Raw genomic sequence first — 13,529 nt, forward strand, 5'->3', positions numbered from 1 at the left:
ATTATTGCCGATTTTAACCAGCAAGAATACCTGAATACTTATTCCGATTGGTATTATTCATCTATCAACGTAAATCCCAAAATGAAAGACATCACCTTCTCTCTTGGCATTTCGCAAGGTTTGAGTGACCAAACATCATCAATCAGATACAGATTTCCACTGATGAAATCTCCACCAGATAACGCTTCCGCAAACACTTTCACCGCATGACCGTTACTGTAACGCTTTACCGTCAGTCCCCATCGCTCATCATGATAAATCACCTTATGATGACCTGAATCCAATGCGTCTATTCGTTGAAATGCGTCCATGATGCAGCTCCGTCATTTAGTCCTGACGTTTAAAATGCATCACTTTTAGCGCGCTGTCTGTATCAATATCTTCAAATTCAGGTGGATTCTCAAGCCGAGAGACAAACACAAACTGTGGCGCAAACTCTGCCATCTGTTCTTCCAAGAAGCTTGGTTTTACATCTGGTGCATTCACGCAAGCCAACACATCACCACCTTCAGACACTAACTCCGGCAGGCGACGTAAGATTTTTGCGTAATCTTTGGTGAGAACAAAGCTGCCTTTCTGGAACGACGGTGGGTCAATAATCACAAGATCATAAGGCCCATTCTTCTTCACTTTACCCCACGACTTGAAAAGTTCATGACCCAGAAAACTCACTTTGTTCAGATTATGCTGATTCAATTGATGATTTTCTCGGCCTCGGGAAAGCGATGATCTCGCCATGTCCAGATTCACCACTTTATCAGCACCGCCGTCAATAGCAGCAACGGAAAACCCACAGGTATAAGCAAAAAGGTTCAACACGCACTTATGCGCTGCATTTTCCTGCACCCACTGACGGCCAAGACGCATATCCAAGAATAAACCGTTGTTCTGACGTTTACCCAGATCAAGCGTATAGCTCAAGCCATTCTCAACCACATTGATTTGAAACGGCATCTCACCCATCAAGGTTTCCGTTTCGGAGCCTTCACGGTCTCGGTGTTGCACAACGACTGTTTTACCACCTACTTTTCGCCACACATCACTTTGGCAAAATTGGCTCACGCCATCGCGAAGCGCGGTATAAAACTCAGGTTCGTCTTCTTTAAAGATAGCGATTTGCAGAACACCGTTACCAAGCCAATCCGCGGTAATTTGTTCTAAGCCTTCATAGCATCGCCCACGACCATGGAACACGCGTCTAACTTCATCGCCACACGCTGCAATACGATCAGCGATCACTTCAAAAAAGATCTTTAGCGCATCAGGCTTCATCATGGTTTGTTTCCTTTATTTCTTCTGTTGAGATGTTGGAAAGTTCAACAGGAACACCGCTCATCTGAAGGTTATAAAATTCACAGTTACGTCGCGTGCGTGTGCGTGCGACCTTCTTCTTATGCTGACGCCTAATGTTGGCCAGCGCCCAAAGACGTGACTGTTTCAAACTGCGATTTTTATTGCGGGTGTGCTGCATGCATCTCTCCAACGTTCTCCTTCCTTGGAGATCAATGACCTGCTAGTGACAGATCAACTCGATTATTTTTGATTCGGTAATTTAGGCCACAAAAGCGATGATGGCTGTTGCCATTCTTCAGGCAGCGTTGGCCATTGTTCACCCATTGATGGCGGTAACAGAAATTCAAACGCCTCACCTGAGTGACTAAATTGCAACGCATAGGCATGCAGATAGCCGCGGTCGGCACTGGCTCCACCATAGGTGTCATCACCTAAAATTGTTGCACCCACACTCTTTAACGCCACGCGTATTTGATGGGTTTTTCCAGTGTGTGGCTTGCAAAGAAACAAGCGGCGACCTTCGCCACCCGCAGTCGAAAAAAACTGGGTGACGGCAGGGTTATTTTTACTGGTCAGCAGTTTCCACATTGAGCGACGACTTTTCATCATGTCGCCAATAATGGTCCCTTGCTTTTTCGTTGGCTTTTTCGCTGAAACCGCCACATAGAATTTACGCACGGTTTTTTCTGCAAACATCAGCGAAAGTTCAGCGGCTGATTTTTGATGACGACCAAGCAGTAAAAGACCTGATGTCATTTTGTCGAGGCGATGAATCAAATAGAGTTGCTTGTCACCCGTATGCTTCGCCACTTCGGCGAGTAAGGGTTGCTCATTGTCATCTTTGTGGACACTGATCCCTGGGTGCTTATCGATGACCAAAAAGTCTTCATTCTGAAAGACCAGAGTAAACATGCCTAACCCTATAGTTGTGAGTTCGAAAGTCATTGCGAACAAAAAAAACAGCGCCGAGTGTAAACGGAATGGCGGCTAGGGAGAAGTCACGCATCGTATAAAGCCAAAATCCCCAGCAAGGCTAGGGATTTTTTTTAGCTTTATACTCGAGTAACCTTTATTTAAATAGCGGCCAGAAGAACACAAGCGCCATCAAGATAGGACAAACGACACGTACATAGGTTGGCCATACTTTCCAGAACGTGCTGTTTGCCAGTTCTGGATTGCCGTGGCTTAACTCTTCCAACACTTCGTTTCGCTTCCAAATCCATCCTGCAATAAGCGCCATGATCACACCGAGGATTGGTTGCACGTATTCGGTAGTCACGCTGATGACTGTGCCAAACATGCTGCCAAAGTTGAAAATAATCAGGGAGGAGAACAATGCAATTGCACCGCCAACCCACCACACGACGGTTTTACGATCTTTGTCCAACTCTTCTGAGAGACAGGCAACGGGGACTTCAAGCATTGAAATTGAAGAAGTCAGCGCTGCGATCACCATCAAAGCAAAGAATGCGACGCCCACAATCAAGCCTGCGCTGCCCATGGTGTCAAACATGGCTGGAAGTACGCTGAATACCAAGGTATCACCATCCAACAACGCACCGCTTTCGCTGTATATCTGCACGCCGTTTTTCTGCGCCACGAACATCGCTGGCAAAATCAATAGACCCGCGACGAAGGCAACACCCGTGTCCAACAGCGCAACCTGTGCAGCCGTTTTTGGTAAGTTCGCATCTTTACGCAGGTACGAACCATAGACCATCATGGTGCACACACCGATGGACAGAGAGAAGAACGCCTGACCCATTGCGCTCACCATTAAATCTGGTGAGAAATGCGACATATCAGGGACGAGGAACATTTTCAGGCCTTCCATCGCACCGGGTTGAAGCAGGGTGTAGCCCACCATGGCGATAAACAAAACGAAAAGCACTGGCATTAGGCGGGTTGACCACTTTTCAATACCATCCGCAACGCCGTTACGCACGACCAAAACGGTCAACAGCATAAACACGCCCATCAATACCAAGTTACGTGCAATGCCAAACCCTTCTAGCCAAGCCGCTGCGCTATCAAAACCGAAGGCGCTGAGTAACGGGCCAATCAAGAAGCCAAAAAACCAACCGGCAACAATGGCGTAGAAACTCAATATGCCACTCACACCTAGCATGCCTGCAATACCAACGGCAGAACCCAGCAGTTTGTGTTTTGGTGCAACTGAAATAAGGGAGCGTATAGGGTTAGATGCACCGAATCGGCCAATTGTCAGCTCTGCCACCAGCAGTGGATAAGCCAAAATAAAGACCATGACCAAGTATGTGATTAAAAAAACAGCGCCACCATTACTGGCTGCCTGTGTGGGGAAACCCCAAATATTACCGAGACCTACGGCAGAACCTGCCGCTGCCAGAATGAATCCTAATCGGGAGGAAAACTGGGCTCTATTACTGCTTGCCATACACACTCTCTCACTACAAACGATGATGTTGATATCCATACCCAGCGTCTTCTGCCATTCCATGGCACCTCCCCTGCTGGCTTGTAAACTTATTTTTACAGGAGACAGTTGACCCGTTTTCAATACAGGCATGGCAAGTAAACCAGTTTAGGAATAACATTTGAAGCGATAGCGTTATATTTTTCATTTAGCCGACATAAATCTCCAATTTACCCCTCATTTCGATTACTTTATAACCACACTTCGGATACAAAAAATCATCAACTCGCCATCTTTCGTTGACGAGCAGTGCGCAATACTTCGCGTTTGCTAATACGAGACACTAAATACAGTGCATACTGTGTGCGTTCACTCTATATTGGAAGTCGAGTTGGGCTAACTAGATTGATATGGAACAGATTTATCAGATCCTTGTTTGGGCAAGTGTTTTTCTTTATTGGCTGCTAATTGCCGGTGTCACCATACGTGTAGTGTTAAAACGCAGAGCGCTGGGTGTTTCTATCGCCTGGCTGATGATCATCTACATCATTCCTATCGTCGGCGTTATCCTCTATTTATTGTTTGGTGAACTCAACCTTGGCAGGAAGCGGGCTGAACGAGCCAAAGCCATGTTTACCCCTTACCTTAGCTGGCTTGAGACCCTCAATGAATGCGAAGCACATCGCCCGCATCATCATAGTTTTCTCGCTCGGCCTGTTCACGATCTGTGTTTGCGTCGGGCAGGCATCCCTGCGCTGGCTGGCAACCAACTCTCTTTGCTTAGTGAAACCGCTGACATTCTGCGAAATATTGCCTTAGACGTTCAAAAAGCTGAGTCTTCCATCAATATGGTTTTCTACATCTGGCACCCTGGCGGGCATGCTGATGATGTGGCAAATGCCGTGTGTGCTGCGGCAAGACGCGGCGTTACCGTGCGAATATTGCTTGATTCAGCAGGCAGCAAAGCGTTTTTCCGAAGCCACTGGCCGGATGCGATGCGTCAAGCTGGCGTTGAATTGATCGAAGCCTTGGCGGTCAGTCCCGCGCGTATGTTCTTGCGTCGTTTAGACATTCGTCAGCACCGTAAAGTGGTTATCATCGATAACAAGATTGGGTATACCGGCTCAATGAACTTGGTCGATCCTCGTTTTTTCAAACAAAACGCAGGTGTTGGTCAGTGGGTCGATATTATGGTCAAGGTCGATGGCCCTTCTGTTCCGATCCTGAATAGTATTTTTGCGTGGGATTGGGAGTTTGAAACCGGTCTGCGCTACTTGCCTGATTTACCAGAATGTAGCCTCATTGAGCAGCACCAGCATGCAAACCATTCCGTTCAGGTTGCGCCGTCTGGTCCAGGTATGCCGGATGGTATCATTCAGCAAGTGCTTATGCTGGCCATTCATCAGGCAAAAAAGAGCCTGACAATTACGACGCCTTATCTTGTCCCTAGCGAAAGCTTGTTGAGTGCACTTCAAACAACGGCGCAACGCGGCGTTACCGTGAATATCATTATTCCGGCAAAGAATGACAGCTTAATGGTGGATTGGGCGAGCCGATCTTTCTTCAATGACCTGCTTCGTACGGGAATCAATATCTATCGATTCAATGGCGGTTTGCTGCACACAAAATCAGTCATGGTTGATGACAACTTCTGCCTGATGGGTACAGTCAATCTAGACATGCGCAGCCTTTGGCTGAATTTTGAATTAACACTCTGTGTTGACGACCCTGACTTCTGTGAAGACATGTTGGCTTTACAGCAATCTTACATTGAAGACTCTACCAGTGTCAGTTTGGCGGAGTGGTCAAAGCGCTCTATTATCAATCGTCCTATCGAGCAGTTTTTCTACATGTTTAGCCCTTTGCTATAGCAAAAACTTGATCTTCGTTCAGGTTTGATTGTGCTCTTCACCTAACTTAGCCACCTATAAATGATAAGTTAATCATGTTTTTACATTTATTTACAAAGTTTCAGCCGTCGCTATTCTTTGTCTCATGGTTTACATTCGCTTGCCATTCGTTCGCCATCGGCGGAAATGTAGACAAACTCCCTTTACCCCAGTATCAATAATAAGACACTCGTTCACTGTTCTTAAGTATAAATTCTTATATTTCAATCTATTACTTTTAAATAAACCTAAAGCCCCAAGCTGGACCTTCTCAATGAGAGAGTGTCTAGCAGGTTAGACTTATTCTGATTGGCAGAGTTAATATGCTGCCTCTTTCAAAATAATTAAAACAGTGATAATCGTGTATATTCAATCGGAACTCAGTTCTCTATGCCGACTTGTTGCTTTGAAGTCCGAAAAGCGAGCACAAGACTGGCTGGAAAACAAAGGCATTATTTTAAGTTCTGAGCAAGCAATCACCATCATGGCTATTTCGAAGGGAGTCGAATTCCGCCAAGGTGATTTGATGGGCATGCCCTATCTTGCGAGCGAAAAGTCAAAAGTGAGCCGCGTCGTTCAAAGTCTTGTTATGGATGGCTACATTCACCGTCGGGATGACATTCATGACCGACGGTCGAAAGTATTGACCCTGACAGAAAAAGGCCAATCCATGGCTGATCTGTTAAACCAAACAGAAGAGATGAACAAAGAACTGATGAGCGCGCTCTTATCACAAGAAGAGATGTACACCATTCAGATGTCATTGCAGAGAATCGCCAACGCAATGTAGATACCTCAAGCCTGATTACCAATCAGGCTTTTTTTGTTCACACCCACTTATTGACTTTATTTATCAGAGCATTAACACCACTCAGCGATTCATCAGAAACGGATTAACTCCTACCTTTCATCCTAAACCCGAGTAAGCGCGATACATTTATAAGCGCATACTCGACACCATCATATGTGACTAATTACCGCATTTTATACGTGAAAATAGTTTTATTTATGCATCATAGCGTTGCTGACTTTCAGGCTTTTTCTCATGCTTTTCACCTGACTTTTATGCACTCTGTTGTCTACAATAAAATTGCAATTAGGGGATGACGCGCTGAGGGACAACATATGTTGGCAAGACATAGAAATTATCTGTTAAAAGACACCAAACAGCTCCATGCACATGTTCAGGTAATTCCAACTGGGACGATTGAAGTTGAGATAGTAGAAAAGCACCAACGTCACGCTGCGGAGTTCGAGCACCTGCGCTTTGAACGAAGTGGTAGAGTGACAAAATTGGTCGGCAAACATACGTCAAATGGCAAACCCATTCATTGGCAATTACCTCTTGCTAATGATGATGCCAAAGAGCTAGAACACCTCATCGAAGAAGCGGCAGAAGAACTCGAGATATTGATGAGAGACTTGTAATTCTTATAGTAGTAACTATGCCTTTCCGCGCTGCTCATGCAGCGTTTTTTTTGTCTATCCATCACACAAATTTTGAAAGCACCATACATTAATCATTTGTTGCACCTTGTCAGCCTAAGGGTGAATGTACATTTCGAGACACTCTGGTAAAATGCGCAAAAATTCAAATATGAGCATGACGAGAGCCTACTATGCCAATGTATGTTGTGGGACATAAGATCCCCGATTCAGATTCAATCTGCGGTGCCATTGCACTTGCGTACCTGAAAAACCAAATCGATGAGCCAGCAATCGCAGCACGTCTTGGTGAACTGTCTCCCGAGACTGCGTTCATTCTGGAGCGTTTCGGCTTCGAAGCCCCTGAACTGAAGCTTAGCTACGCTGGCGAAGAAGTTTACATCGTCGACCACTCTGAGTTGACTCAAGCCCCAGATGACATCGCTGAAGCAACCATCGTTGGTATTGTTGACCACCACAAACTGGGGGACTTGACGACGTCTACGCCTCTGGAATGCTGGATCCGCCCTGTCGGTTGTTCTAACACGGTCATCAAGATGATGTACGATTTCTTCGGCGTTGCTATCCCGAAAGATATCGCAGGCATCATGCTTTGCGCTATCTTGAGCGACACCGTTATTTTCAAATCGCCAACTTGTACCACCGCAGATATTCGCTGTGTTGAAGATTTGGCTGAGATTGCTGGCATTGAAGATGTTCAAGCGCTGGGCATGGAAATGTTCAACGTGAAATCTGCCGTTGCTGGCACACCTGCACGTGATCTTGTTATGCGTGATTTTAAAGACTTCAACATGAACGGTAATCTGGTTGGTATCGGCCAGTTAGAAGTGGTCGATCTGGCAGTATTTGATGAGATCAAAGCTGAGCTAGAAGCCGATATTGCGGCGCTGAAAGAAGAAGGCGAACGCCACTCTGTGATGCTGCTTCTGACGGACATCATGAAAGAAGGTTCTGAGTTGCTGGTTGTTTCTGACGACATCACCATTATCGAACGTGCATATAGCATCGAAACCGAAAATGGCCGCGTATGGCTTGAAGGTGTTCTTAGCCGCAAGAAACAAGTCGTTCCGCCACTTCAAGACAGCTTTATCTAAGTTTTTTGAGACAAAACATCAAAGGGCGAATCTCGCCCTTTTTTAACACCCTAATTTTGAACGATGTTTTTTATTGTGCATTTCTCTTTCCACTTTTTAGTTAAACATTCAAAGAATCACCATTGATCCATGTCACATAAAAATGCATAATCTGCGCAAATATTCACCAATAGGATAATACTGTGTCAAAAAAGATCATCGCTAAACTGTCGAAGTACACGCCACTTTTCGTTCTTATGAGCGTAACCATTGCATTTACCATGTTCAATGCAATGTACTGGAGCGGCGCATTCTAAGACGCAGTAGCTATATTACTATTGGCCTAAGCGCTCAGTCGTTTAGCGCAATCGCATTGAATATCTGAATTCAAAACCCAAGCCTTGTGCTTGGGTTTTTGTTTTTATGTGTTGAGTACAGAACATCCAATATCAAATTTCAGAAATGAATATTTGATCGTCCCTTCCTTTTCTCCGATACATCAGATTCCCAGCACCCAGAAACAAGAAAACCCGAGCATTTCTGCTCGGGTTTTGAATGTGGCGGTGAGTGAGAGATTCGAACTCTCGATACGTTGCCGTATACACACTTTCCAGGCGTGCTCCTTCAGCCACTCGGACAACTCACCAAATTGTGGTTGGACGTATTCGTCTCAACGGAGCGCTACTATAAATATTTACCCTTTCAGCGTCAATGCTTTGGGCTTTTCGAATCGTTCAAATGTTCAGGGTTTAGACAAAGCGCTGTTTTAACGTTGGTTTAGGCATCACTCTCGGCTCTGTCATCGCCTAACGGAAGCGAAAATCAAGCATGATATTAAATCTTGGCTTCTCTAAACGAGAAAACCCGAGCATTTCTGCTCGGGTTTCGAATGTGGCGGTGAGTGAGAGATTCGAACTCTCGATACGTTGCCGTATACACACTTTCCAGGCGTGCTCCTTCAGCCACTCGGACAACTCACCGTTTTGGTTGGACTTATCGTCTCAACGGGGCGCTACTATAGGGAAGCAGGTCAGTCAGGTCAACGATAAATAACAAAATACGGTGCGAGTGTTTAAGTTTCCATCGGCTTGGTGCGGATTTCACACTGAGCTACGCTTTTTATTCTCGAATTATCACTCGGGCTGATAGAATATTGGCCTAAACAGGACCAGAGAATTACTCATGACTATCTCGCTAGCGCAATTTATCACGGAAAATGGATTAGAGCCTTTTGTATTGTCTGCGACACAAACCGAAGGGTTTATCACCGCAATGGCTGCAGCGCCTAATCTGATCGATCCAAGCGAGTGGCTTGCTTTTATGTGGGGCGGTGAAGAAGAAGCACCGTTCAACAACCATGAACAACTTGAAGCGTACGCCACTATCATTATCGATATGTGGAATCAACAACGTGATGCGCTCCTTTCCAATGAATGGCAATGGCCTGACGTGTGTGCGCTGAGCGACGCTGAAATCGTTAACCAAGCGACGCGTGAATACTGTGAAGGTATGTTGCAAGGCTGGACGCTAGCACGCGATGACTGGGAAACACTCATGCCTGAGGACTCTCAAGAAAACGCACTTCTTGGCGGTGTATTGCTTTCTATTAGTCTTCTGTTCGACCCAGAGTCTGCATTGGCGACCATGGATGAACTAGGCGCTGCGGAACTCGCACAGTTTGAAGAAATCTTCAATGGTATGCCCGTGATGCTGTGCGGCTTGACGATGCGCGCAAACCAAATGGTTGAGCAACAATAATCTCGCCCAATCGACCCTGACATACTGGCTAGCAGTATCGGATGAATAGCAATCATAAAGCGGCCGTGTGCCGCTTTATTTTTCGCGCAGTTTGTCAACATTCCTGATATAGTCCTGCCCCTGTTTTCATCCGCCAATACCCTGGCTTCTAAATACTGGAATTTTCCTGTGACCACACAATCATTCTCTAACCTGCCGTTGAAAGCTGAGTTGCTTTCCACACTTACTGATATTGGCTATACGGAAATGACGCCGATCCAAGCACAGAGCCTTCCTGCCATTCTGGAAGGAAAAGATGTGATTGGTCAGGGTAAAACAGGTTCTGGTAAAACGGCTGCTTTCGGCCTTGGCCTGCTTAATCGCCTGAATGTAAAACGCTTCCGCGTTCAATCGTTGGTCCTGTGTCCAACACGCGAACTCGCGGACCAAGTCGCAATTGAACTACGTAAATTGGCGCGTGGCATTCACAACATCAAAATCCTGACCCTTTGTGGCGGCGTACCAATGGGACCGCAAATCGGCTCTCTAGAACATGGCGCGCACATTATTGTGGGTACACCAGGTCGAATTCTTGATCACCTAGACAAAGGCCGTTTGTCACTTGAAGAAGTGAACACCTTGGTGTTGGATGAAGCTGACAGAATGCTCGAAATGGGCTTCCAACCCGCGTTGGATGCCATTTTCCAAGACGTGCCATCAAACCGTCAAACCTTGTTGTTCAGTGCCACATTCCCGACACAGATCCAGAGCATCAGCCGCCAGATCATGAACGCACCTGTGATGGTGAAAGTGGAATCAAACCACGACAGCAGCAGCATTTCACAGCACTTTTATCAGTGCAACAGCAACAAAGATCGCATGCATGCATTGCAATTGTTGCTGTTAAAACACCAGCCAGAAAGTGCTGTTGTATTCTGCAACACTAAGCGTGAAGTAAAAGACGTTGCCGCAGTGCTTGATAACGAAGGCTTCTCTGTCGTTGCCCTTCACGGTGACTTAGAACAACGTGACCGTGACCAAATGCTACTTAAGTTTGCCAACAAGAGTGTCACCGTCATGGTGGCGACCGATGTTGCAGCTCGTGGTTTGGACATTGAAGCACTTGATGCCGTCATCAACTACGACATGGCTTTTGACACCGAAATACACATTCACCGTATTGGCCGTACTGGTCGTGCGGGAAGCGAAGGCGCAGCCTACACCTTCTTCAATCACGAAGATGGTTACAAGATTGCGCTACTGGAAGACTACTTAAAGCATGATATTAAAGGTGAAGCGCTGCCAGATGATTCGGCGATGACCAATATGCCACGCACACCTATCATGACGACACTGCACATTGAAGCAGGCAAGAAAAACAAAGTCCGCCCAGGCGATATTGTTGGCGCATTGACTGGCGAAAATGGTATCGAAGGCAGCGAAGTTGGCAAAATAAAAGTTACCGATTACCGCTCTTATGTGGCCGTTAAACGCGATGTTGCAAAACGCGCTTTAGACAAGCTGTCATCAGGGAAAATCAAAGGCCGTACTTACCGCGTTTGGCAATTACGTTAATTCACGTAGTCTGTCGACCAATAAAAATGCCGCTCAGTTCATTGTTGAGCGGCATTTTTGTTTGTGATGTTCACACACACCAGAAAGCTGAATGTCTCTCTTGTATCACTTAGTTGGCATGGGAAAATGCCCTGCGATAACGCGCAATTAGCAGCACCACAGGGATATTCATCAAAATCCCGTATAGTAGTGGAGTAAGCGCCAGTTCCGGTTGCTGAAGCTGCACCACAGCAACAAAAATCGCCGTGCCTGCATTTTGAATACCGACTTCGATCGAAAAGGTTTTGGTTAACTTAGCGTCATCGCCAAAACCTTTTGCCACTAACGCACCCAATCCCATACCAAGCAGACAGAGCAGCAATACAGCTAGCGACGCAACAGAAAACAGCTGATAAAACACCTTAGTGTTCGCCGCTAGCGTGATAGCTACAGTGAAAAATAGTGCCCACAGCGCCGTTCGCCCTGCTGCATGGGTGAATTTATCAAACCACGTCGCTATGATAAATCGCTTAAGCAACATCCCCAAAACAACCGGCATCAAAGTCACCGCCACCAATTGAAGAATGGCCGTTTTCACAGGAAGCGTTGCTGCAACGTCAGGCAAGACGATTGGCAGTAACAAGGGCAAACTAAAAGGGATAATCAGACTGCTGATCGCCGTCATCGTTATCGACAGTGCCGAATCTCCACCCGCCAAATGGCTAATTGCGTTTGATGACGCGCCACCGGGAGCCAGTGCTAAAATCCAAAGTCCAACGGCAACAACAGGGGGCAAATTCAGTAGTTGGATCAAGCCATAAGCGATAAGCGGTAACCCAATCAGTTGGGCTGCTAAGCCTGCTGATATCTTGCCGGGAAACTGCAAGACACGCTTAAAATCGGCAAGGGACAATGTCAGACCAACGCAAAACATCATCCAAGCGAGCGCAATCGGAAGACCAATAGTTAACATTGTTTGGCTCATGACCCCGCCTTAATAGAAACGTCCAAATTGGAAAATTCGGATCAAAAAAGGCGAACAGTTCGCTCGCCTTTATACTTAAAATCTCACGTTGTGTTACGCGTTACCTTTGACTTGTAGTTGCAACTCAGCAGCAAAATCAAGCATACGGTTTAGCGGGATCAGTGATTTCACACGAATGGCTTCATCAACAAAGATCTCATGTTCCTCGCCGCCATCGCGCAATGCGGTTTCAATGGCTTTGAGGCCATTCATCGCCATCCAAGGACAGTGTGCACAGCTTCGACATGTTGCACCGGCACCTGCAGTCGGCGCTTCAATCAACGCTTTGTCAGGCACAACTTGCTGCATCTTAAAGAAGATGCCCTTATCGGTTGCCACGATCATTTGCTGTTGCGGTAGCTCTTTCGCTGCTTTAATCAGTTGGCTCGTTGAACCCACAGCATCGGCCAATTGGACAACGCTTGCCGGAGATTCCGGATGCACAAGGATCGCCGCATCAGGATAAACCGCCTTCATATCCCGTAAAGCTTTCGCTGAAAACTCATCATGAACAACGCATTCGCCCTGCCATAACAACATGTCAGCGCCAGTTTTATCGGCGATGTAGGAACCTAAATGACGATCAGGCCCCCAGATGATTTTTTTGCCCTGGTCATCTAAGTGCTCAACAATTTCCAGCGCAATAGACGATGTTACCACCCAGTCAGCACGCGCTTTTACTGCCGCTGATGTATTTGCATATACCACAACAGTGTGGTCAGGGTGCGCGTCACAGAACGCACTGAAGCGGTCTTCAGGACAACCGAGATCCAGTGAACACTCTGCTTTCAGTGTTGGCATGATCACATTTTTTTCTGGGGTCAGAATTTTCGCGCTCTCACCCATGAAGCGCACACCAGCCACCAACAATGTTTTAGCTGGATGCTTGTTGCCGAACTTCGCCATTTCCAGCGAATCACCAACAAATCCGCCTGTTTCTTCAGCCAAAGCTTGAATTTCAGGATCGGTATAATAGTGGGCAATCATAACGGCATCTTTTTCTTTCAGCAGTTGTTTGATGCTCGTGATGTAGTCTGTCTTTTGCAACGCAGACAGGACTTCCGGTTTCGGAGGGAAAGGATATACCGTCTCGGCGGTATTAATAATCTGGCTCATCG

12 protein-coding genes and 2 tRNA genes are annotated in these 13,529 nt (G+C 46.4%); 6 read left to right on the forward strand and 8 right to left on the reverse strand.

Going from position 1 to position 13,529, the window contains the following annotated elements; genetic code table 11:
* Positions 1-53: 53 nt before the first annotated feature.
* From ACED36_RS10015 to ACED36_RS10030, 4 genes are all read right to left on the reverse strand, one after another.
* Positions 54-311, reverse strand: a complete 258-nt coding sequence (locus tag ACED36_RS10015; RefSeq protein WP_016961306.1) for a hypothetical protein — start codon at positions 309-311, stop codon at positions 54-56.
* Positions 312-327: 16 nt separating this feature from the next.
* Positions 328-1,272 carry a class I SAM-dependent methyltransferase gene (locus ACED36_RS10020; RefSeq protein WP_371733211.1) on the reverse strand — a complete coding sequence of 315 codons (945 nt, stop codon included), beginning with the start codon at positions 1,270-1,272 and terminating at the stop codon, positions 328-330.
* A 261-nt stretch (positions 1,273-1,533) separates the two neighbouring features.
* On the reverse strand, positions 1,534-2,205 hold the full coding sequence (locus ACED36_RS10025; RefSeq protein WP_017004148.1) for a TIGR01621 family pseudouridine synthase: 672 nt from the start codon (positions 2,203-2,205) through the stop codon (positions 1,534-1,536).
* 157 nt (positions 2,206-2,362) lie between these two features.
* Complete coding sequence (locus ACED36_RS10030; protein ID WP_371733212.1) at positions 2,363-3,709, reverse strand: sodium-dependent transporter; 1,347 nt, start codon at positions 3,707-3,709, stop codon at positions 2,363-2,365.
* Positions 3,710-4,098: 389 nt separating this feature from the next.
* Here ACED36_RS10030 and cls point away from each other — a divergent pair, with 389 nt between their 5' ends.
* From cls to ACED36_RS10050, 4 genes are all read left to right on the forward strand, one after another.
* A complete protein-coding gene (gene cls, locus ACED36_RS10035) occupies positions 4,099-5,559 on the forward strand; it encodes a cardiolipin synthase (protein ID WP_016961301.1) in 1,461 nt (486 codons plus the stop codon).
* 379 nt (positions 5,560-5,938) lie between these two features.
* Positions 5,939-6,367, forward strand: coding sequence for a MarR family winged helix-turn-helix transcriptional regulator (locus ACED36_RS10040; RefSeq protein ID WP_017004149.1), 429 nt, complete (start codon positions 5,939-5,941; stop codon positions 6,365-6,367).
* A 335-nt stretch (positions 6,368-6,702) separates the two neighbouring features.
* The gene (locus ACED36_RS10045; protein WP_016961299.1) at positions 6,703-7,005 is read left to right on the forward strand and encodes a hypothetical protein; all 303 of its coding nucleotides are present in this window, start codon (positions 6,703-6,705) and stop codon (positions 7,003-7,005) included.
* A 191-nt stretch (positions 7,006-7,196) separates the two neighbouring features.
* Positions 7,197-8,117, forward strand: coding sequence for a manganese-dependent inorganic pyrophosphatase (locus ACED36_RS10050; protein ID WP_017004151.1), 921 nt, complete (start codon positions 7,197-7,199; stop codon positions 8,115-8,117).
* A gap of 537 nt (positions 8,118-8,654) precedes the next feature.
* On the opposite strand, the gene ACED36_RS10055 is transcribed toward ACED36_RS10050, so the two are convergent.
* Together ACED36_RS10055 and ACED36_RS10060 are read right to left on the reverse strand one after the other, a co-directional pair.
* Positions 8,655-8,742 (reverse strand) — tRNA-Ser (locus ACED36_RS10055).
* Positions 8,743-8,988: 246 nt separating this feature from the next.
* Positions 8,989-9,076 (reverse strand) — tRNA-Ser (locus tag ACED36_RS10060).
* A 202-nt stretch (positions 9,077-9,278) separates the two neighbouring features.
* Between ACED36_RS10060 and ACED36_RS10065 the strand changes: the two genes are divergently transcribed.
* The gene (locus ACED36_RS10065) at positions 9,279-9,854 is read left to right on the forward strand and encodes a UPF0149 family protein (protein ID WP_016961297.1); all 576 of its coding nucleotides are present in this window, start codon (positions 9,279-9,281) and stop codon (positions 9,852-9,854) included.
* 168 nt (positions 9,855-10,022) lie between these two features.
* On the forward strand, positions 10,023-11,408 hold the full coding sequence (gene dbpA, locus ACED36_RS10070) for an ATP-dependent RNA helicase DbpA (RefSeq protein ID WP_016961296.1): 1,386 nt from the start codon (positions 10,023-10,025) through the stop codon (positions 11,406-11,408).
* Positions 11,409-11,517: 109 nt separating this feature from the next.
* Here the strand turns inward: dbpA and ACED36_RS10075 are convergent, their stop codons facing one another.
* Both ACED36_RS10075 and nadA read right to left on the reverse strand, forming a co-directional pair.
* Positions 11,518-12,372, reverse strand: a complete 855-nt coding sequence (locus ACED36_RS10075) for a bile acid:sodium symporter family protein (protein WP_016961295.1) — start codon at positions 12,370-12,372, stop codon at positions 11,518-11,520.
* 93 nt (positions 12,373-12,465) lie between these two features.
* Complete coding sequence (nadA, locus tag ACED36_RS10080; RefSeq protein WP_371733190.1) at positions 12,466-13,527, reverse strand: quinolinate synthase NadA; 1,062 nt, start codon at positions 13,525-13,527, stop codon at positions 12,466-12,468.
* Between the last annotated feature and the right edge of the window lie 2 nt (positions 13,528-13,529).

The sequence above is a fragment of the Enterovibrio sp. FF113 genome (assembly GCF_041439165.1).
Taxonomy (GTDB): domain Bacteria; phylum Pseudomonadota; class Gammaproteobacteria; order Enterobacterales; family Vibrionaceae; genus Enterovibrio; species Enterovibrio norvegicus_A.

Bases quoted from the DNA above. Each gene is read 5' to 3' on its own strand.
- ACED36_RS10015 (WP_016961306.1), bottom strand. From the start codon at position 311: ATGGACGCATTTCAACGAATAGACGCATTGGATTCAGGTCATCATAAG.
- ACED36_RS10020 (WP_371733211.1), bottom strand. From the start codon at position 1,272: ATGAAGCCTGATGCGCTAAAGATCTTTTTTGAAGTGATCGCTGATCGT.
- ACED36_RS10025 (WP_017004148.1), bottom strand. From the start codon at position 2,205: ATGTTTACTCTGGTCTTTCAGAATGAAGACTTTTTGGTCATCGATAAG.
- ACED36_RS10030 (WP_371733212.1), bottom strand. From the start codon at position 3,709: ATGGCAAGCAGTAATAGAGCCCAGTTTTCCTCCCGATTAGGATTCATT.
- cls (WP_016961301.1), top strand. From the start codon at position 4,099: ATGGAACAGATTTATCAGATCCTTGTTTGGGCAAGTGTTTTTCTTTAT.
- ACED36_RS10045 (WP_016961299.1), top strand. From the start codon at position 6,703: ATGTTGGCAAGACATAGAAATTATCTGTTAAAAGACACCAAACAGCTC.
- ACED36_RS10050 (WP_017004151.1), top strand. From the start codon at position 7,197: ATGCCAATGTATGTTGTGGGACATAAGATCCCCGATTCAGATTCAATC.
- ACED36_RS10065 (WP_016961297.1), top strand. From the start codon at position 9,279: ATGACTATCTCGCTAGCGCAATTTATCACGGAAAATGGATTAGAGCCT.
- ACED36_RS10075 (WP_016961295.1), bottom strand. From the start codon at position 12,372: ATGAGCCAAACAATGTTAACTATTGGTCTTCCGATTGCGCTCGCTTGG.
- nadA (WP_371733190.1), bottom strand. From the start codon at position 13,527: ATGAGCCAGATTATTAATACCGCCGAGACGGTATATCCTTTCCCTCCG.